The sequence below is a fragment of the Parasphingorhabdus sp. genome (genome assembly GCF_039982415.1).
GTDB lineage: Bacteria > Pseudomonadota > Alphaproteobacteria > Sphingomonadales > Sphingomonadaceae > Parasphingorhabdus.
This window is the reverse complement of record NZ_JBDWYL010000001.1, coordinates 1-17,647: the sequence shown is the minus strand read 5'-3', so window position 1 is coordinate 17,647 and position 17,647 is coordinate 1. Positions and strand designations below refer to the sequence as shown.

Sequence of the window (17,647 nt, the reverse complement as noted above, 5' to 3'; positions counted from 1 at the left end):
TTTCCCCGTTTATGCGCTTTTTCTCAAAAAAACCGTTCCCGCTGAATATCCTGCGCCAAAGGAACAAATAAGTCCAATATCACCATCGCGGAGATCCGCGCTATGTTTATGAAAAGCGATAATCGAGCCCGCGGATGAAGTGTTCGCATAGCTATCCAAAACCGTAGGACTTTCGTCATCATTGGCTTCGTGGCCGAGCACTCTTTGTGCAATCAAACGGTTCATCCCGGCATTAGCCTGATGCAGCCAAAGTCGCCGCAAATCGGTATTTTCTATCCCCAGCCGCTCTGCTTGATCGACGATCATCTGTGCCACCATGGGGACAACTTCTTTGAATACTTTACGCCCCTCCTGAACGAATAGCTTATCCGGATTATCACGTGTTTCGGGACTGGTGCGATTAAGAAATCCAAAATTGTTACGAATATTATTGGAAAATTGTGTCTTCAGCTTTGTGCCAACAATTTCCCAATGTTCTGTTGGGGCCAGATCTTTGGCTTCCACCAATATTGCGGTGGCAACATCGCCAAAAATAAAATGACTGTCGCGATCGCGCCAATTTAGGTGGCCGGAACAAATTTCAGGGTTGATGACCAATACCGACCGAGCACTGCCCGATCGGATGTAATCTGCTGCGGTTTGAATGCCAAAAGTAGCCGACGAACAGGCGACGTTCATATCAAAACCAAATCCGTCTCCGATGCCAAGCGCGTCCTGAATTTCAACCGCTATTGCGGGATAGGCCCGCTGCAGATTGGAACAGGCGCATAAAACGGCATCGACATCCTCGGGCTTGCGGCCGGCTTTTTCGAGCGCTTGCTGCGCTGCTTTAACACCTATTTCAGCTAAAATTGAAATTTCATCATCAGACCGTTCCGGCAATTGCGGGCACATGGTTTGCGGATCAAGAATAGGGTCTTTTGACAAAACAAAGCGCGACTTAATACCGGAAGCCTTTTCGATAAACTCAACTGAACTGGGCTGCAGTTCCGCAACATCACCAGCGGCAATGGCATCGGCATTTTCACGATTGTGCAACTCGACATAGGCGTTGAAGCTCGAGACCAATTCTTCATTGCTGATCGTGTCGCTGGGAGTGAACAAGCCCGTGGCCGAAATTACCGGGGTATTAGCGTCAGTCATAATCTCAATTCTCTTAAACTCTTGGGACATAAGTTGTTTCAATGGCTTCATGGTAAAGTCCCTGATCGGAACTAGCAAGCGATGTCGCTGACGGATTGCCAATCGCTTTCATCTTGGTATTTATCGAAAATGACACAGACGGATCGCATCACCTTACATGACAGCTGGAAGGCGCCGCTTAGCGGAGAGTTCGCTAGCGAATATATGATCGCGCTGCGCGATTTTCTGCTTCAGCAAAAAGCCGCCGGAAAGTCTATTTTTCCCAAGGGAAGCGAGTATTTTCGGGCACTTGATCTCACGCCTCTCGATCAAGTGCGAGTCGTCATATTGGGGCAAGACCCCTATCATGGCCCCGGACAAGCGCATGGATTATGCTTCAGCGTCCGCCCGGGCGTTCGGCCTCCGCCCTCTTTGGTGAATATCTACAAGGAACTGGCGAGCGATGTTGGGATGGAGCGGCCGCAGCATGGATTTCTCGAACCCTGGGCCAAGCAGGGCGTTTTGTTGCTCAACAGCGTTTTGACTGTGGAGCAAGCAGAAGCGGCATCCCATCGCGGCAAAGGATGGGAAAAATTTACCGATGCAATTATCCGACTCATCGCGGCTAAGTCGGATCCCGTCGTCTTTCTCTTATGGGGCAGCTATGCGCAGAAAAAAGCAAGTTTTGTATCCGATATCGAAAAAGGCGGGCACCATCTCGTGTTGAAAGCCCCCCACCCATCGCCCCTATCCGCCTATCATGGATTTTTCGGCTGCCGTCATTTCAGTCAGACCAATGCATTTCTGAAAGCTCAGGGATTGCCTGCGATTGACTGGTCTTTACCGCCAATTTGATATAGATGAAAATTATCTTAGTCAGGAAAATTACGATGACCGAAAACCGACAGAAAGAACATCAGAGCTTTGCGACATTCTGGCCCTTTTATCTGCAGGAACATGCGAAGCCAACGACCCGCAACTTGCATTATGTCGGCACCAGTCTGGTTGTGCTGATTGCGGTCTATTCCATCGTGACGTTTAATTGGCCGCTCTTATTGGCCATGCCGCTGGCTGGTTATTTTTTCGCTTGGATGGCACATTGGCGGATTGAGAAAAATCGCCCCGCCACCTTCACCTATCCGCTTTGGTCGCTCGCCGCGGATTTTAAAATGTGGGGCCTTTGGCTAACCGGTCGGCTCAAGCCCGAACTCGAAAAAGCGGGCGTTGAAGACCGTTAGTCGCTGATCTGCTTGTCCTGTTGCGCAGAGCTGAGCGCCTCGGTCCCCGCAATCCAGGTCGCAATATCGCGAGCCACTTGCTCAGGCGTTTCCTCCATCGGCAAATGGCCCGCATCTGCATAGCTAACCAGCTTCGCACCGGTGATGGCCGCCTCAAACGCTTTTGCGTGCGACATGGGGATAACTGTATCCTGTTCGCCCCAGAGCAGCAGCACCGGCATTTTCAATGATCCGATTTCTTGCCATTTTTCTGGCTCTCGCTTCGTTTTGCCTCGCGCGATGGATGCGTCCCGGTTTCCGGGAAAGCGCAGCAATTCCCAATAGCGCGTGACCAAAATGTCAGTCAGCCGTTCGGGCTGCGCAAAATTTTCCTCAAGCGAGGAGCGCACCAGAAATTTTGGTGTGATTTCGGGAAGCAATATCTGCCCGATTGATGATCGTGCCAATCGCGCGCCAAGATAAGGTTTCACTTTTTCACCGGTTTGCGCACCCGATGCGTCAATCAGCACCAAGCCCGTCACCCGATCGGGAACAGCCAGTCCAGCGCGCCAGGACAGCCAGCCGCCCATGCTGTTTCCGACCCAATAGGCCTGATCCACACCGACAGTATCCAGGACTTTAACAGCGGCCGCGATATTGGCATCCGCGCTATAGTCGCCTTGCGCCTGCGGACCGGTTAGTCCGTGGCCATATAAGTCGAGTGAAATCAGCCGATACTGATCACCAAGACGCGCCACGATCGGCTCCCAAGTCTGCAAAATGCTATTGGAACCATGAATTAAGAGCAGCGCCGGGCCGTCTTTATTGCCTTCATCGCGATAATGGATAGTGCCGCCCTCGCCATCATCAACAAATTGCGAGGCGTCATTGCTATATTTGGCAATCATCGCTGCCCGATCCGTATCCGGTGTGCGGAACAGAAAAAAGGCACCGACCAACAAAACGATCAAAGCCAGTCCTATGCGCAAAATCCATTTCATTGTCTTGCCCCAATTTCTCTTTGCCGATTCCCCAGCAGATATAGCCTAAGACCAAAAAAAGGATGGAAAAGCCAGAGCCTTCCCATCCTTTCTAATTTTTACCGGCCAAATCGGCCAATGTCATTAAGCTTGCTGAAGATTTACAGCTGCTTTCTTGCCATTATTACCGGTTTCAATATCATAAGTGATGCGTTGCTCTTTTTCGAGCGTCTGCATGCCAGCCGCTTGTACAGCAGTGATGTGCACAAAGCTGTCATCGCCGCCATCTTCGGGAGCAATAAAGCCATAGCCTTTGTCTGTATTGAAAAATTTTACGGTGCCTGTAGGCATATTCTTATTCCTATTCATAACTTAATTATATCTGGAACTGCTTTGCGGCAGACCAAACGGGGTGGCCAACGTCGAGAAGCAGGAAAAAAGAGCATGCAGGCTTTTTCAAGAGCCGCGAAACAAGAATTTCGTCGTACGCGAATATTAGCTGTTGCGGGCCATAGCAGCGTAATGGCCTCATAGCAAACCGTGTTCGGCTTGGGATACGTTCATCAGAGCGATTAAGGCGTTGAAACCATTGCAATGGCCGCCATTGTCAACGTCAATCCCCCCAAACCGAAGGACAGTATCTGGCGCAAAGACAACATCCAGCCCGATTCCACTCCCGCCGCGACCAATCGGCGATCCACCCAAGGTGACCCCAAAATCGCAAAACCCAAAAGCATCATCGACGGGCCTGGCCAGGACCAGCCCAATATCCAAGGGGCGTAACTGGCCAAAGCAATTAAGCTGGGCACAATTGCGGCGCCATATATCCAGTCCGGCGCGGCATCATTCGCAGCCGCCAATCCCCACCAAATACCGCCTAGAAAGCTAAAGATAAGGGCTGCATAGGCATAAGCTAATGCCAGAGCAGTCCATTGCCATGGCGCGGGACCAAAGAGGATCGCAAAGGCAAAAAAGAGCGGCGGCAACAAACCGGCAAGACCAAGCAGGCGCGGCGCCGATGGAATATGATTCAACATCCGCATTGTGTAACCATATATGTTTGTGTTGGCCACGTTGGTAATGCTTTTGTTTCGCCTCCATTCCGTGTAGCCATTCACACTATGATACAGATACAAAAATTCTCTTTGGCCATGCCTGCTATATTGCTCGCATTCACTCTAACCGCTTGTGAACCCAGTGCACCGCCTGTTGCGCCGGAACCCTCGGCACAAGATATGTTTTTTGAACATTTGTCGATTTTGTGCGGCAAGGCCTATCCCGGTCAGCTGGTGTCAGATCAAGAGGTTGATGCCGAGATGAGCGGGCAACCCATGGCCATGCATGTTGCCACTTGTGATCAAAATGAAATCCAAATTCCGTTTCACATCAGCGAAAATGATGGCAGCTGGAATCGCTCTCGAACTTGGACGATAACCCGCACAGAAAATGGCTTGCGGTTAAAACACCGCCACCGCCATGAAGATGGCTCCCTTGATGTTGTGACCAATTATGGCGGGGACACAGAAACGGCTGGAACGCAGCAACGGCAAGAATTCCCCGTAGATGATGAGTCGATCACATTGTTCGAAGCCAATGAATTGCAACAGTCGGTGACCAATATCTGGGCCATGGAAATTAGTCCCCCTGGAACGCCCAATGCTCGTTTTGCTTATGAATTGCGACGCCCCGAAGACGCGGGTGGACGCTTTTTTAGGGTTGAATTTGATCTCGCCAAATCCATCGACATTCCGCCACCGCCTTGGGGTGACGAGAATTGAGCGAACCTTTCGCCAAGGATTCTCTTCTCAAAAGCGTGTTCCGAATTTTGCTGGCAGTCATTTATCTGATTGCTGGAATAGCGCATATCAACAGCCCCGAAGGGTTTCTTGCGATAACCCCGATTTGGGTTCCCTATCCCGATCAGATAATATTTTGGACCGGCATTGCTGAAATTTTGGGTGCAATCGGATTAATGATTCCGCCCACGCGCATTCCCTACATGCGCTATGCGGCCGGGATCGGCTTGGCCCTTTATGCACTGTGTGTTTTCCCCGCCAATATCAATCATGCGATAAACAATATAGCTCTGGGCGGGCAGACAATGGGCTGGGCCTATCATGGCCCTCGGTTGCTGTTTCAACCGGTGTTTATCTGGTGGGCGCTTCTTGCCGGCAATGTGATTAACTGGCCATTTAAGACCGAAAAAAATTAGTCAGATAATGCCCCCGCGCGCAATTGCCGAAGATTTTCCTCATGACCTGCACGGTCTAGCTTATATCGGCTTATGACCGAGATCATGGTCAACCACAACGCAAGTATAAGAGGAACATAAACCGTACCAAGTCCGACTATGGCACCTTGTGACACTTCCCCTTGGCCTGCACCGGATTCCAACCCAACCACGCCCAGAACAAAACTGGCCAAGATGATGCCAATACCAATACCGCATTTGCGAATGAAGGTTGTCGCGGCAAAGAATATGCCTTCTGACCGGCGCCCTGTTTTTAATTCCGCTTGTTCAACCAGATCGGCGATCATCGAGGCAGATAATATCTGGTAACAGATAATCAGTCCGACATCGATTGTGGTGGCAACCAAAACAAACCAAAACACAAATTGAGATTCATTGCCGGGCAAAATGTCCAGCAAGCGCAGCAAGATTGGCGTCGGTGCGCCTGTAAACGCAATGAGGCCAATTACTATCGCACCGCGTTTCTTACCGATCGTCCGGGTAATATAAGGCGCGAGGAACAAGCCGATAAACGTTGAAATGGTGACACAAAGAGAGATTAATCCAATCTGTTCGGGACTGAAGCCCCAAAAATAAGTGGCAAAATAAAAATTCAAACTTCCCGCCAATCCCGATGCGATAAATCCCAAGAGGCTGGCAAAGAACAATGCCGCGAATGAACGACTAGACAAAGTTTCAAAAATTTCACGGAACATGAGACCCGATGTGATTTTTCGTTTCGCTGGCGGCTGTCGCAGCTTGGGGATTAAATGATGTGTTCCCAGTGCCGAGACCATGATCGCTCCGAATATGATCAGAGAAGCGATAAATCCGTACGTCGCATAAGCATCGCGGTTAAATTGGCCATTGCTAATGGCTGCGGTTACAAAAGCCGGAAAGATGAGAATAAACATCGCAATTGCCATGGTATTGCCCCCAAGCCAGCCAAAGAACCATCGAAAACCAATTACCGAACTACGCTCATCATAATCTTGTGTCATCTCGGGTGCCAAGGCGGTGCTGGGCGTCTCATATATGGTGATAAATGTCCGGATCAGGATAGACAGTAACAGGACATACCAAAATAATTGCGCATTGCTCCAGCTTTCGGGCGGATTCCAGAGGAAATAATAGCTAACAGCGACGGGTATGGCGGCCGCATACATGAAAGGATGCCGGCGGCCCCAGCGAGATCTAAAATTGTCTGACCAATAGCCAACAATGGGATCACTAATGGCATCGGCCACCAATGCGATCAAAATTGCCAAACCGACAAGTTGGGCATTAAGTCCAATGACCTGCGCGTAAAATATCAGCAAAAAATACTGAAAACCGCCATCTTTTATACCATAGGCAACCGACCCAAACCCATAGGCCAATTTGGTCCATAGTGACGGCTTGGCATCCATCATGCTGACTGTTTTATCCACAGCATCCCCCGTTAGACCTACCTTATTGGTATTGGTTCATCCCGTCCTAAACAGGTTGCGGTCTTTTACAAGAGACGAACACCGAGACAAATTTCTGCAATGAAAAGCAGTTTATGCTATGAAGATGCCGGGGCACAGCTGAAAAGGAGCCCCCTATGGAACGCCATGGCGATGAAATTTTAGTTACGGAAAAAGAAGCGAGCAACAAAACCCGTCCACAAGGCGTGCGATGGGTTTTAGCCTTTTCAATGATTGCCGCATTGGTGGCGATGTCTTTGGCTTGGATTATTCCGGCTTTGTCTTAATGTCCCTTTTTGCCCAAGCTTTGCCATTCGTCTTGACCGCAAGTTTGGCGAATTTTCGATCGTTTCACGGGTCGGTTCGCAGCATTTCGGAATAGGCGCCTGGCGCGGTGCCCCATAATTGATTGCCGTCCAAATCAAAGCCGCGCTCCGCTTCTTGCAATCCCTTTTGAGACAAATTCGTTTGGGAACCGATCGCGATGGTCCGGTTACGGCGTTTAGAAAAAATCATGCAGCTTTTGGGATCAACCCGTCCGCTCCATTGAACACCATCATATGTCCAACGCTGTTCACATCCTTTGGTAAACATTCTAACCAGTGCGGAGTGTTTCAACGATAGCAATTGTCTCGGATTGTGGGAAGCCGTGTTATAGGCATCAGGATTTTTCAGCCGCCATGTAATTTGCGTGACCATTCCGTTCGGCTGCGTCAGAAGCTGGAACACCCGCTGGCGATAAGCGGTTCTTTTATCCCCAGCTTCTCGTTTTCCCCGGTCGCGTTGATAATAGATCCACTGCCCCTTCCCCATTGCCGGTAAGGGGAAACGGAAATCATAAATGGGTGTGTCGCCCGATTCAGTAAATTTTCCCGCCATCATCGCCGCTAGCTGTTGCGCGGGATCTTTGGCTTCTTCAGCAGCCGCAAATGGAGGCACGGTGATAGTCTGTGGGCTTGATGTGCAAGCAGCACATGACAAAATGCCAACCAACAGATCCATGCGCCTGAATGGGCGCGAAGCCCGATACTCATCTTCAGCGAATGGCAATGGGATTGATCACCATTTGAACGGCGCCTTTAAACCGGGGTTGTCCCAATACGAACATAAATTCAGTTGCCCCATCTTTAGCCAGTTCTGCGGTGTTGATGCTTTCCAGCACGTGCACACCATGTTTTGCCAACAGAGTTTGGTGGACGATGAACGGCTTGGTTGGATCTTCAAACGGAATGGCTTCCAGCGCCGCTGTATCTGCGCCGACCATCACGACATCCAGAGAAGCCAAATATTCTGCGCCTTCCACGCCCAATCCCGGTTGCTGCGCAATATAACCTTGCGGGTCGCTCGTCGCTTTTGTCAACCAACCCGTGTGAAACAATATCACATCGCCTTTGCCAATGGTTACGCCGGCCGCTTTGGCAGCGGCATCAATTTCTTTGCGGTTAAAAGCCGTACCCGGATCGAGTTGAGCTTTGCCATAATATTTGGCCATATCGAGCAATATGCCCCGCGTTGCGGTCGGGATGATATTCTCAGTTCCAAATTGGGTGACCCCAGCCGGTGTATAAAAGACACTGCCTTTTACCCCATTATAATAACGGTGATTAATTCCGAGATGCGCGAAACCGTCAATTTGCGTGCCGATACCGACCCAGCTGTGGATAATATCATCATGGGCAGTCACCTTATTCGCGCCCATCGCGCCGCCTTCACCATCATTGGATTGCAAAATGGTCGCGCTATAGGATCGCGGAGGATAGGCTGGTGTCGCCGGTCCGGTCACCACGCCCAAGGCATAAGTCTTCCCGCTCCTTACAAGTTTCGCCGCATTAATCGTCGCTTCTGCGGACAGATTGTTCATCGCGCCTTTGCGATCATCTGGCCCATATTTGCTGGGATACCAAGATTTTTCAGCTGGTTCTTCAGTCGCCTGCGACAACGCCGGTCCGGTCAAAGTAAGACTGGCCAAAATCAATCCCAAAATTTGCTTGCGCGTCCGCATTATCGCTCTCCCTTTTCACGCGAGACTATCACAAGGTGAGCAGATAGCAACGCACGCCATCGCAGGTCGTGTGCCGCTTATATTTTGCGACCACCGCTCTGTCGCATCCGCACGAGCAGGTAAAGGGCAAAGCCCACAGCGACGCCGGGAATGATTCCCAATAAAGCGCAAATCCAGCCGTGGCGGATCTTATGAACTTTGGCTTCATAAGCTATCCAAGCGGCCAAAATCACCCAGCAGGCAAGAACATCGGCAGAATATCCACTGGAATAAGGGTTTACAAAACCAGCAGCAAACGCGCCGATAATGTCCTGATCGACGATTAACGCCGGAATGATCCAGATGGAAAAAAGTGCCGCAAATATTATCGCTGCGCCGATAATTGTCACCTTGAAAATCGTCTCAGACATAGCGCTTCCAATCCTTATATATAATATTAATTACCTTTGTCATCCAATTGTATTTTATATATTATTATATTATGATTATTCTATTTCGAATAGCCTACAATTTGGTTCAGCGCGCGATTCAAGCCACGTGCCAGGCAATTAAACTACGGATCATATTCGTTCGCGTAAATATCTTCAGCATGTCTCCATCCGGTCCAGAAAAATCGGCAAGCCGGCCATCGAATGCACCAAGATTGATGAGTATCATTGCTGCTACCGGCCCGCCATATTCCTTATGCACATCCCCAATTTCAGCTTTGCTGCGGCCGATAGCCAATCGGAACAACCTACCACCAACTAATATCCCCAAGCAATTTTTCGCTTCTCTATGATCTAGATCACAAGCCAATTGCCTATTGCTGCCGATAGCCATAAACAAGCAGTCATCAAATTCTGGGGGGACTGGTTCCATTATGAAATTCTCTGTCATTTCATCAGCAGTGGTCGGCATTTTGGTCGCCATCGCACCTGCCGCCCAAGCGGAAGTGATCATCAGTCCTCGCTTTTCCTATTATTTCGACAATAGCAATTTGAGGGTGTCTGAACTGGCAGATAATATCCGCCCTGATCCAGCTGTAGATGCGGAACGTACCGCAGTTATTCAAACGGTTGATCCCGACGGCTTTATAAAAAGTCGCGATGAAGGATCCGGCCGATTGACCGAACAGACAACCTTTCCGATGGTTGGCGGCGCGATTACCTTTGTGGGCGACAAAAACCAGTTCACCTTTACCGCTATGGCCGGCAGCGGCAACAGCACGATCAACACCATATTCGGATCCTCATCGACCTTATTTGCCGGCGATATTGCCATTGATGATGTCGCCATTCTCCGCGCCAATGACCGCATAGATACCGACCGATACGATGTCGAATTTACGTGGCAAAGGCGCCTCAACGAGAAATTCGCCATTTTCGGCGGACTGCGATATGAGCGCCTCGAAACCGGCGGTCCGGTGACAGTATCTCTGCGGGAGACCAACAATATCGACGTGTTTATTGCTGATATACTCGGGACCGAATTGCCGCCGCAATTGGTAGATGCGAGGCCCACTCCGCAACGGCTTAACACCAGTTCGACCTTGGAAACATTTAGCCTCCGCACCGGCGTCACCGCCTTCGTACCGGTCAATCAGTCGCTCACCGCCTTTTTCAATGGCATGGCTCATGCGAGCTACCAACCGAACTATACCGTTACCGATACGCTATTTGATGTTAATCAGGATGTCATCGGTATCAATCAGACCAGCCGCAGTGGGGAATTTAGCGCTGGCCCGGACATTGCGGTTGGCGCACAATTGTTGCTCACCGACAATCTCAGCTTGGATGTGCGCTATCGGGCGATTTTCTTCTTCCCCCTCTCAGGCAGTTTTTCCTTTAGTGATGCGCGGGTTAATCACGGAGTCAATATGGGCTTATCCTTGCGGTTATGATTATTCGACTTGCCTTTCTCTGCTTGGCGGTTGCCTTGATCAGTCCCATTCAATTCGCCCGGGCAGAAGTGCGTGTCCTGGTCATGGCATCCAACTATGACTTGATCGATACCGATCCTGAACTGCTGCTCGCCAATCCTATTGCAGATGCTGATCTTATTGTGTCGGCTATGGAAAAAGGCCGATTGAGAAATGTGACCTTGATCAAGGAACCGCAAGTTGAAGATTGGGAAGACGGCTTTAATCGGTTCGTCGCCAGCCTTGCCCCTGACGATGTCGCAATGCTTTATTATGCCGGCCATGGCTTTCAAATTGAAGGCCGTAACTATTTTCTCGCATCCGATGGCGTGTCGCTCATTCCGCTTGATCATCTGGTTCAGAAAATGACCGAAAAGGCCCAGGGCGCCATCATTGTGGTTGATGCCTGTCGCAACAATCCGCTGGCTGACAAAGATGGTCAAACCACCCTTGGCATCCGCACCATTACTGGTGCGCACCGTTCGATTGATACCGAAACCATCACTCTGAATGACATAAAAAAGGCGGGACCTGGCTTAGCACAATTGGGCAATTTGCGCGGGCTATCAGCGGTTGTTCTCTTTTCGACTGAACCCGGCAATGTCGCGGAAGATGGGGACAAACCGGGCAAAGGCAGTCCATTTGCCAAAGCCTTGGCCAAGGAGATTAAAAAGCGGCAGTCTCTCGACGAGATGATGCGCAAAACCGCCATAAAGGTGAACCGCAAAACCGACGGTCGCCAATCGCCTTGGCGGCAAGGCGACTTGCCCTTTGACGTGTTTCTCGCGGGCATGCGCGCCTTGCCCATTCCTTGAGCTACGCGCCCAGCCCGTAAAACTGCAATTCCCGCCGTTAACTATCTCTTATAGTTAATCCCATATCACCGGAGCCTCTATTGATGTGGGGCACGATATGACCAGCAATCAGCAGCACGAATCCCGTGCAGGTCTGACGGATATTGCACAGCAGCTTCCCGAAATTTCGGATCGAGCGGTGAGTATACGTCTTTTGCTGGATGGACTGGAGAGAAGATTAGCAGGTCAGATGGGAATTCTCACCCCCCTGGTCCTCATCGGGTGGATGGCCTTCAAAATACCGGAAAACGGCGCTTTAGTGACACTTCTTGTGTTGCAATTTCTCTGCCAATTGACAATTGCGGCCAGCTCTTTTTGGCTGCGCAGTGCTGTAAACGCAGGTCAAGTTCCGCGCGCGCACCATATGCTTTGGATGTTCACCGAAGCGCTGAGCGGCGCCATTTGGGGCGCGATCCTGATCCTCATCGGACCGCTTATCGGCACGTCCGAGGCCGCCCTCACCAGCTGGATCACCATTTTGGTCACCATGGCTGTCTCCATATTGCTCGCCGCACCGGTTGCCGGCATTGTCTTTCCCTTGCTCGGCGGATTTGCCGCCGCGCTGATCGCTGGCCTGCTCTTGTTCGACAATGGCATGGGCAATTTTGCGCAGCTCGCGCTGTTATGCATGACCGCCGCTCTCTCCATTGTCGCAAAAACCGTCAACTTGCAGGCGCGTTCCAACTGCCGCGCGGAAATTGGCGTGATCGCATTGAGTGAGCGACTGGAGCAGGAATTGCACCGCACATCCTGGCTGTCGCGCCATGACAGCTTGACTGGATTGCTCAACCGCTCGGCTGTGCAAGAGGGCATCGCCGCGCTCGGAGAAACGCGGACGCCTGTCATCCTGCTCGATATCGATGATTTCAAGGCGATAAACGACAACTACGGCCATATGCAGGGCGACGCCGTAATCGCGGCGGTCAGCGCCTGCATCAAAGAAACACTGGACGCCGCGGCCCCTGATGGCTTGGCCGCGCGCTGGGGCGGGGAAGAATTTATCATCGCCCTGCCCGATAGCGACGCTACCCAGGCCCAAGCCATAGCAGAAACCCTGCGTGAGGCCGTCGCCAAGCTAACCCATCAGAACTGGCCCGCGCGGCTGCGCGTGACCGGATCGCTCGGCATCGCCCATGGCCCCGCGAGCGCCTTTTCCGCCACCTTCAAAAGCGCAGACAGCGCCATGTATGAAGCCAAGGAACAGGGCCGCAACCGCGTCATCTGCGCGGACGCCAGCGACAGCAAAGTCATAAAGCCCGCCCGCGCCGCTTAAGCCGCCTGCCGCGCAATCCGCCCGGTGGTCATGTCTTCCAGCGTGATGGTGGTCAGCGTCTCGCCATCGGGGCCAAGAAAGTCGGCCAGCTTGCCATCGGGCGCATAGAGGTTGAACAGCACTAGCGCGCCACCCGGCCCGCCATGTTCCATATGGACATCGCCCGGATCCTTCGCGGCATAATCACCAGCCGCGCGAATGCGCTTCTCGCCAACCACGCCGCCCTCATAGTCCACCACATGCAGCTCGCCCGCCAGCACCGTGGAGGTGGTCGCGCAGACATGGCGGTGGAAATGGCAATAGGCGTTCGGCTCCCAGCGGTAGAGCAGATCAATATGCCCGCCCCCACCATCCGCGTCCGGCCGCACGGAAAGAACCGCACCGTGATAGTCGATGGGATAGGCGAAGCGCTTATCCGCGTCGGTGAAGTGGACCCATTTGAGGGTGGGGTTGGATAGGAGGTTCATGGCGTTACCTTATGCTGGTTTCGCGAGAGCATATCATGGAATTTTGTGCACCAAAACCCATATTCATAATGGGCTCACGCCGCGCTAGCTATGCTGCAACAGAATGGAGACCATCATGACCCTATCGGCCAAACAAAAGCTTGCGCTTAGCCTATTACCCTTTGCCCTGATCAGCGCCTGCGCTGGCAAGCCCGGACCCGTTGGCAATAATGCAGTGCCTGAGCCCGCCAAGGCGGTGGAACTGGATCGCTATCTCGGCAAATGGTTTGAAATGGCGCGCTATGAAGCACCGTTCCAAAAAGACTGTGACGGGGTAACCGCCGATTATTCCCTGAGGGATGACGGCAAGATAAAAGTCATCAACAGCTGCACCAAAGACGGCAAAACCTCCACCGCAAACGGCAAAGCAAAAATTGTCGAGAATAGCCAGAACGCAAAGCTTAAAGTCTCCTTCTTCGGCCCATTTTACGGCGATTATTGGGTGCTGGACCGTGCGGACGATTATAGCTGGGCGATAGTCGGCGAACCCAGCGGACGTTACTTGTGGATGCTCACGCGTCAGGCGCAACCCGAGCCGGGGGTGCGCGCTCGGATTGAAGCGCGCGTGAAGGAGATGGGTTATGACTGGAGTTTGGTGAGGGTTACGGATCAGGGTTGAGGATGTTAGTTTTGGTTGGTTGTCGGAGAGTTATGGGCGTTTAGTGAACTGTCACAGTAATCCGTAATCGAAACTGTCACCGTAATCACACTTTCGGACAATAAGCTTGCCCCGCTCAATTCCCGAATATGACCAGCGGTTCGAGTGCCTGCTTGGGTTTAACAATTCGCCTCATATAGAGCTTCCCTCCGCTCAAAGCCGTGCCCAGATAGTCGGCGTCCCGATCGCCCAAAGGCGTCACCTGAAAATTTCGAAAGCCCGAAGCCAACGTCCGTGATTTGTTCAATTTGGACGTGCAAATAATCTTACGAGCGGAATTGAATTCGCGGATTGTAGATCCGTCATATGTGAAAAATTCGTTCACGACGCTGTCGGAACGCGGCAACAAGTGAAGACTGGGCTTCACATCTTGTAGTGGCGTGGTTTTGACTTGCAACTTTTTCCAAATACTAGCTTCGTCGTATGAAGCCCATCCAAAGAAAAAGCCGTCTTTGTCCGTAAGAACAAACATGCTCTTATCTAGATAGGGGTCCATAACGTGGGCGCTGCCATAGTGACCGCGGGTATCCCAAGTGCTGGCGCCGGTATGGACAACAATTCCTTGAAGGTAGACTCTGAAAATCAATCTTGAGCCCAATTTACTAACGACACCGCAGCGGTTATATTTGTTGCATTCAGTAGCAATTGGCACTTCTTCGGTGAGGTTAAATATTTTCAGCGTATCCCCCAAAGAGGCCTTGTTCCAATAAGTTGCCCAATGTGATCCATCGCTGTACGTACCATAGACAATTAGGCGCGTTCCACTAAGCGTATTCAGAGCGGTAACTCTCACCAGCCCATATACGCCGCCAGACCTGAAAGACTGATTGAGCTTCTTTTCGCCCAATGGGTCGGTAAGGTGCCCCACGCCGGCTGATCTTGGGCCATTAATCGCGAAGTAGAAATTGCCGTCGCTGAACGTGAACTCCATTTGATCTGCAATTTCATTTGTATCGGAATAAACGACATCAACAATTTCCTGATCAGGATCCAGAAAATTGGGTTTGGGCGTTTTGGGTTTGCCGCTGACAACATCGATGAGTTGAAATTTACGGCCTTCAAAAACCAGCGCCGTGTCGCGCCTTTTGTTTAGGGTAAAACGGGCGCTTTTTGTAAAGCCGGGCAGTTCGGTAACCCAGTCGTCGGTTCGGTCTTTGCAAGAACTGTGTTGTTTATCCGGAGCGGCTTGTACCGCTTGCCGATAACTCGTTTCTCTGAGTACTTGCGCTTGTGCCACCGGAAACGCGAGGATTGCGCTAACTGCTAGACATACGCTGATCCCCATTTTGTAACGTAAGTGTACAATCTCTAAGCGCATCTCAGTTTCCCTTCCCGTTCAGCCATCCCTTACGCTTCCAACAGGAAATATGAAAGTAAATCTACGTCCGTTTCCCACTCCAATTTCAGTCATTAGACAGGGCAAAAGTTAGTGTTCGCTTTCAGGATGTAGCAATCACAAGGCTAATGTCTGCTTTGGGCGCAAAAGCGGATACCCGCTGGCATCGTTATTTGCCTTTACATTGAGATTGCGCTTAGGTGTGTCATGGTTTCATTGCGCGCTCGTATCGTCAATCGTCTGTTGCCGTTAACTGGCACGAAGACGTTTTTTTCAAATCCGTCCGAAGTACAGGCGAAGATAGAGAAGCTTCGCGAAAAAGGTCCTGACTTGCCATCGAAACGCTTCAGACGGAAGTTTGACGTGTTGGAAGAACGAGTTGACGGATATCGAGTGTTCGCGATTGCTCCAAGAGCAGGTGCTCGACAAAGCCAGCACCACGTCCTGTACTTGCATGGCGGAGGATATGTGATGGATATGTCATGGGCGCACTGGAATTTTATTGGACGGCTGATTGAAGCTACCGGGGCAAGCGTGACCGCTCCTATCTATCCGCTCGCGCCGGAGCACCAATGCGATGCATTAATTCCCAAAATGCAGAAGCTTTTTGAGCGGCTTGCCGAAAAACATGGCGCGGCAAATATAACGGTTATGGGAGATAGCGCCGGAGGAGGATTGTCTTTGGCGCTCGCTCACACACTGCGTGATAGCGAGAGTTCTTCACCCGGTCGCATGATCCTGTTATCGCCTTGGCTGGATGTCACGGCAACGCATCCCGATCAACCAGAGATAGAAAAGCATGATCCGATGATCTCTATATCCGGATTGAGAAAATTCGGAGAGTTGTACGCCGGGGGTTTGGATATAAAAGATCCTAGAGTTAGCCCATTATTTGGAACGCATAATCGGCTACCACCCATGCAAATTTTTACTGGTTCGGCAGATGTTCTATGGCCAGATTCCAAGCGTTTCCGAACTGCTTTGGAAAGCGTGGGCGCAAATTTCGAATATCATGAATATTCAGATATGTTCCATGTCTGGATGGTGATCCCGATTCCAGAGGGAAAAGAGGTGATGCACCAAATTTCTGAATTTATGTTGCGTTCAAAATAGAATCATTTTTGGGGTGATGATGCCAAAAGCTTATGTCCGGTCAGAACATAAGGCACTCACAAATCATATAGTTCTAAGCATATTAAAAAAATCCGGCCCAAAATGCTGGGCCGGACTTCTCAAAGCCAATATATCTAGAATCTAATTGATGTCCTGAACATCCATAACAAGATTTCCCCAGTTGCGTTGGTTCTCCATGTCATGCTCGAGGCCCTGTTCGTCAGCAATGCGGAAGCGCTTCACGGCGGGTGTCTTGCTAGTCGCTTGATAGAGCCAGTAGGCTTCGGCTTTCAACGCTTCATCAATGGGCTTATCAATGGACTCGTAAACCATCTGCTTACAGGCATTGATAGATTCCGCCGGGAATTGCGCAATGCGCTTAGCAAGATTGTCAACATATTCGCCGATCTCATCGGGATTCAGAGCCTTGTTGATTGTACCAAGACGTACAGCGTCATCTGCATCATAATCTTGCGCGCTTAGGATTACCTCAAGCGCTTTACCGAGGCCGGTTTGGCGGGCCATGCGTGATGCACCGCCGCCGCATGGCAAGATTCCCATGCCAACTTCCATCTGCATGAATTTATATTTGCCACGTGCCGCGAAGCGCATGTCGAGAGCCAAAGCCAATTCATGACCACCGCCGCGCGCGAAACCTTCGAGTTTGGCAATGGTTGCTTGAGGAACTTTGCTAATGCGCTCGCAGACTGCTTGAAGGTCAAGAAGTTGTACGTCCTGACGTGATACGGCTTCGTCCGACATGTCTTTCAGAAGTTCGGTGTCATAGTGACAGACCCAGATTTCAGGATTTGCAGACTGGAAAACCACGACTTTGGTTTCACGGTCACGCTCAAGACGCATAGCCAGGCTGTTAAGGTCAGCGAGCATTTCCTGACCTTGGACGTTGACGGTGCCAAAGTCGAAGGTGACGGTTAGAATTGCGCCGTCCTGATTGGTGGAAAATGTTGTAAATCCTTCATATTTCATGAGAGTATCCTTTCAGTTGAG

General features: G+C 51.0%; 22 protein-coding genes. 10 read left to right on the top strand and 12 right to left on the bottom strand.

Annotated elements, in window-relative coordinates:
* Positions 1 to 9 precede the first annotated feature (9 nt).
* Positions 10 to 1,143: a beta-ketoacyl-ACP synthase III gene (locus ABJU74_RS00110; protein ID WP_348385529.1), complete on the bottom strand. Its 1,134-nt coding sequence runs from the start codon at positions 1,141 to 1,143 to the stop codon at positions 10 to 12.
* A 129-nt stretch (positions 1,144 to 1,272) separates the two neighbouring features.
* Between ABJU74_RS00110 and ung the strand changes: the two genes are divergently transcribed.
* Together ung and ABJU74_RS00100 are read left to right on the top strand one after the other, a co-directional pair.
* On the top strand, positions 1,273 to 1,977 hold the full coding sequence (gene ung, locus ABJU74_RS00105; RefSeq protein WP_348385528.1) for a uracil-DNA glycosylase: 705 nt from the start codon (positions 1,273 to 1,275) through the stop codon (positions 1,975 to 1,977).
* Positions 1,978 to 2,012: 35 nt separating this feature from the next.
* Positions 2,013 to 2,360 carry a DUF962 domain-containing protein gene (locus ABJU74_RS00100; protein ID WP_348385527.1) on the top strand — a complete coding sequence of 116 codons (348 nt, stop codon included), beginning with the start codon at positions 2,013 to 2,015 and terminating at the stop codon, positions 2,358 to 2,360.
* On the opposite strand, the gene ABJU74_RS00095 is transcribed toward ABJU74_RS00100, so the two are convergent.
* From ABJU74_RS00095 to ABJU74_RS00085, 3 genes are all read right to left on the bottom strand, one after another.
* On the bottom strand, positions 2,357 to 3,340 hold the full coding sequence (locus ABJU74_RS00095) for an alpha/beta fold hydrolase (RefSeq protein WP_348385526.1): 984 nt from the start codon (positions 3,338 to 3,340) through the stop codon (positions 2,357 to 2,359). The two genes, ABJU74_RS00100 and ABJU74_RS00095, sit on opposite strands and share 4 nt — an antisense overlap.
* Before the next feature lie 123 nt (positions 3,341 to 3,463).
* Positions 3,464 to 3,670 carry a cold-shock protein gene (locus ABJU74_RS00090; RefSeq protein WP_348385525.1) on the bottom strand — a complete coding sequence of 69 codons (207 nt, stop codon included), beginning with the start codon at positions 3,668 to 3,670 and terminating at the stop codon, positions 3,464 to 3,466.
* A gap of 221 nt (positions 3,671 to 3,891) precedes the next feature.
* The gene (locus ABJU74_RS00085; protein ID WP_348385524.1) at positions 3,892 to 4,362 is read right to left on the bottom strand and encodes a DUF3429 domain-containing protein; all 471 of its coding nucleotides are present in this window, start codon (positions 4,360 to 4,362) and stop codon (positions 3,892 to 3,894) included.
* 78 nt (positions 4,363 to 4,440) lie between these two features.
* Between ABJU74_RS00085 and ABJU74_RS00080 the strand changes: the two genes are divergently transcribed.
* On the top strand, positions 4,441 to 5,097 hold the full coding sequence (locus ABJU74_RS00080; RefSeq protein WP_348385523.1) for a hypothetical protein: 657 nt from the start codon (positions 4,441 to 4,443) through the stop codon (positions 5,095 to 5,097).
* Positions 5,094 to 5,531 (top strand): DoxX family protein, encoded by a 438-nt coding sequence (locus tag ABJU74_RS00075; RefSeq protein WP_348385522.1) that lies wholly within the window; start codon positions 5,094 to 5,096, stop codon positions 5,529 to 5,531. The genes ABJU74_RS00080 and ABJU74_RS00075 overlap by 4 nt, the downstream gene beginning before the upstream one ends.
* Here ABJU74_RS00075 and ABJU74_RS00070 read toward each other — a convergent pair.
* On the bottom strand, positions 5,528 to 6,979 hold the full coding sequence (locus ABJU74_RS00070; protein ID WP_348385521.1) for an MFS transporter: 1,452 nt from the start codon (positions 6,977 to 6,979) through the stop codon (positions 5,528 to 5,530). The two genes, ABJU74_RS00075 and ABJU74_RS00070, sit on opposite strands and share 4 nt — an antisense overlap.
* Positions 6,980 to 7,134: 155 nt before the next feature.
* Here ABJU74_RS00070 and ABJU74_RS00065 point away from each other — a divergent pair, with 155 nt between their 5' ends.
* Positions 7,135 to 7,284, top strand: a complete 150-nt coding sequence (locus tag ABJU74_RS00065; RefSeq protein ID WP_348385520.1) for a hypothetical protein — start codon at positions 7,135 to 7,137, stop codon at positions 7,282 to 7,284.
* A 64-nt stretch (positions 7,285 to 7,348) separates the two neighbouring features.
* Here ABJU74_RS00065 and ABJU74_RS00060 read toward each other — a convergent pair whose 3' ends face one another.
* The 4 genes from ABJU74_RS00060 to ABJU74_RS00045 all read right to left on the bottom strand — a co-directional run bounded on the left by ABJU74_RS00060 (position 7,349) and on the right by ABJU74_RS00045 (position 9,860).
* The gene (locus tag ABJU74_RS00060) at positions 7,349 to 7,999 is read right to left on the bottom strand and encodes a chromophore lyase CpcT/CpeT (RefSeq protein ID WP_348385519.1); all 651 of its coding nucleotides are present in this window, start codon (positions 7,997 to 7,999) and stop codon (positions 7,349 to 7,351) included.
* Positions 8,000 to 8,033: 34 nt separating this feature from the next.
* Positions 8,034 to 8,999 carry a cyclase family protein gene (locus ABJU74_RS00055; RefSeq protein ID WP_348385518.1) on the bottom strand — a complete coding sequence of 322 codons (966 nt, stop codon included), beginning with the start codon at positions 8,997 to 8,999 and terminating at the stop codon, positions 8,034 to 8,036.
* Positions 9,000 to 9,076: 77 nt separating this feature from the next.
* Complete coding sequence (locus ABJU74_RS00050) at positions 9,077 to 9,409, bottom strand: DUF2834 domain-containing protein (protein WP_348385517.1); 333 nt, start codon at positions 9,407 to 9,409, stop codon at positions 9,077 to 9,079.
* Positions 9,410 to 9,527: 118 nt separating this feature from the next.
* Entirely contained in the window at positions 9,528 to 9,860 is a 333-nt protein-coding gene (locus ABJU74_RS00045; protein ID WP_348385516.1) for a hypothetical protein, read from the bottom strand.
* 1 nt (position 9,861) lies between these two features.
* Between ABJU74_RS00045 and ABJU74_RS00040 the strand changes: the two genes are divergently transcribed.
* From ABJU74_RS00040 to ABJU74_RS00030, 3 genes are all read left to right on the top strand, one after another.
* Positions 9,862 to 10,881 carry a hypothetical protein gene (locus ABJU74_RS00040; protein WP_348385515.1) on the top strand — a complete coding sequence of 340 codons (1,020 nt, stop codon included), beginning with the start codon at positions 9,862 to 9,864 and terminating at the stop codon, positions 10,879 to 10,881.
* Positions 10,878 to 11,714 carry a caspase family protein gene (locus tag ABJU74_RS00035; protein WP_348385514.1) on the top strand — a complete coding sequence of 279 codons (837 nt, stop codon included), beginning with the start codon at positions 10,878 to 10,880 and terminating at the stop codon, positions 11,712 to 11,714. Before ABJU74_RS00040 ends, ABJU74_RS00035 begins: the two co-directional genes overlap by 4 nt.
* 97 nt (positions 11,715 to 11,811) lie before the next feature.
* The gene (locus ABJU74_RS00030) at positions 11,812 to 13,026 is read left to right on the top strand and encodes a GGDEF domain-containing protein (RefSeq protein WP_348385513.1); all 1,215 of its coding nucleotides are present in this window, start codon (positions 11,812 to 11,814) and stop codon (positions 13,024 to 13,026) included.
* Here ABJU74_RS00030 and ABJU74_RS00025 read toward each other — a convergent pair.
* Entirely contained in the window at positions 13,023 to 13,493 is a 471-nt protein-coding gene (locus ABJU74_RS00025) for a hypothetical protein (protein ID WP_348385512.1), read from the bottom strand. The two genes, ABJU74_RS00030 and ABJU74_RS00025, sit on opposite strands and share 4 nt — an antisense overlap.
* 115 nt (positions 13,494 to 13,608) lie before the next feature.
* Here ABJU74_RS00025 and ABJU74_RS00020 point away from each other — a divergent pair, with 115 nt between their 5' ends.
* Positions 13,609 to 14,151, top strand: a complete 543-nt coding sequence (locus ABJU74_RS00020; protein WP_348385511.1) for a lipocalin family protein — start codon at positions 13,609 to 13,611, stop codon at positions 14,149 to 14,151.
* A gap of 115 nt (positions 14,152 to 14,266) precedes the next feature.
* Here ABJU74_RS00020 and ABJU74_RS00015 read toward each other — a convergent pair whose 3' ends face one another.
* Positions 14,267 to 15,508: a hypothetical protein gene (locus ABJU74_RS00015; protein WP_348385510.1), complete on the bottom strand. Its 1,242-nt coding sequence runs from the start codon at positions 15,506 to 15,508 to the stop codon at positions 14,267 to 14,269.
* Positions 15,509 to 15,733: 225 nt separating this feature from the next.
* On the opposite strand from ABJU74_RS00015, the gene ABJU74_RS00010 reads away from it, so the two are divergent.
* Positions 15,734 to 16,639 (top strand): alpha/beta hydrolase, encoded by a 906-nt coding sequence (locus ABJU74_RS00010; protein ID WP_348385509.1) that lies wholly within the window; start codon positions 15,734 to 15,736, stop codon positions 16,637 to 16,639.
* A gap of 141 nt (positions 16,640 to 16,780) precedes the next feature.
* Here ABJU74_RS00010 and ABJU74_RS00005 read toward each other — a convergent pair whose 3' ends face one another.
* Positions 16,781 to 17,626: an enoyl-CoA hydratase/isomerase family protein gene (locus ABJU74_RS00005; RefSeq protein WP_348385508.1), complete on the bottom strand. Its 846-nt coding sequence runs from the start codon at positions 17,624 to 17,626 to the stop codon at positions 16,781 to 16,783.
* Between the last annotated feature and the right edge of the window lie 21 nt (positions 17,627 to 17,647).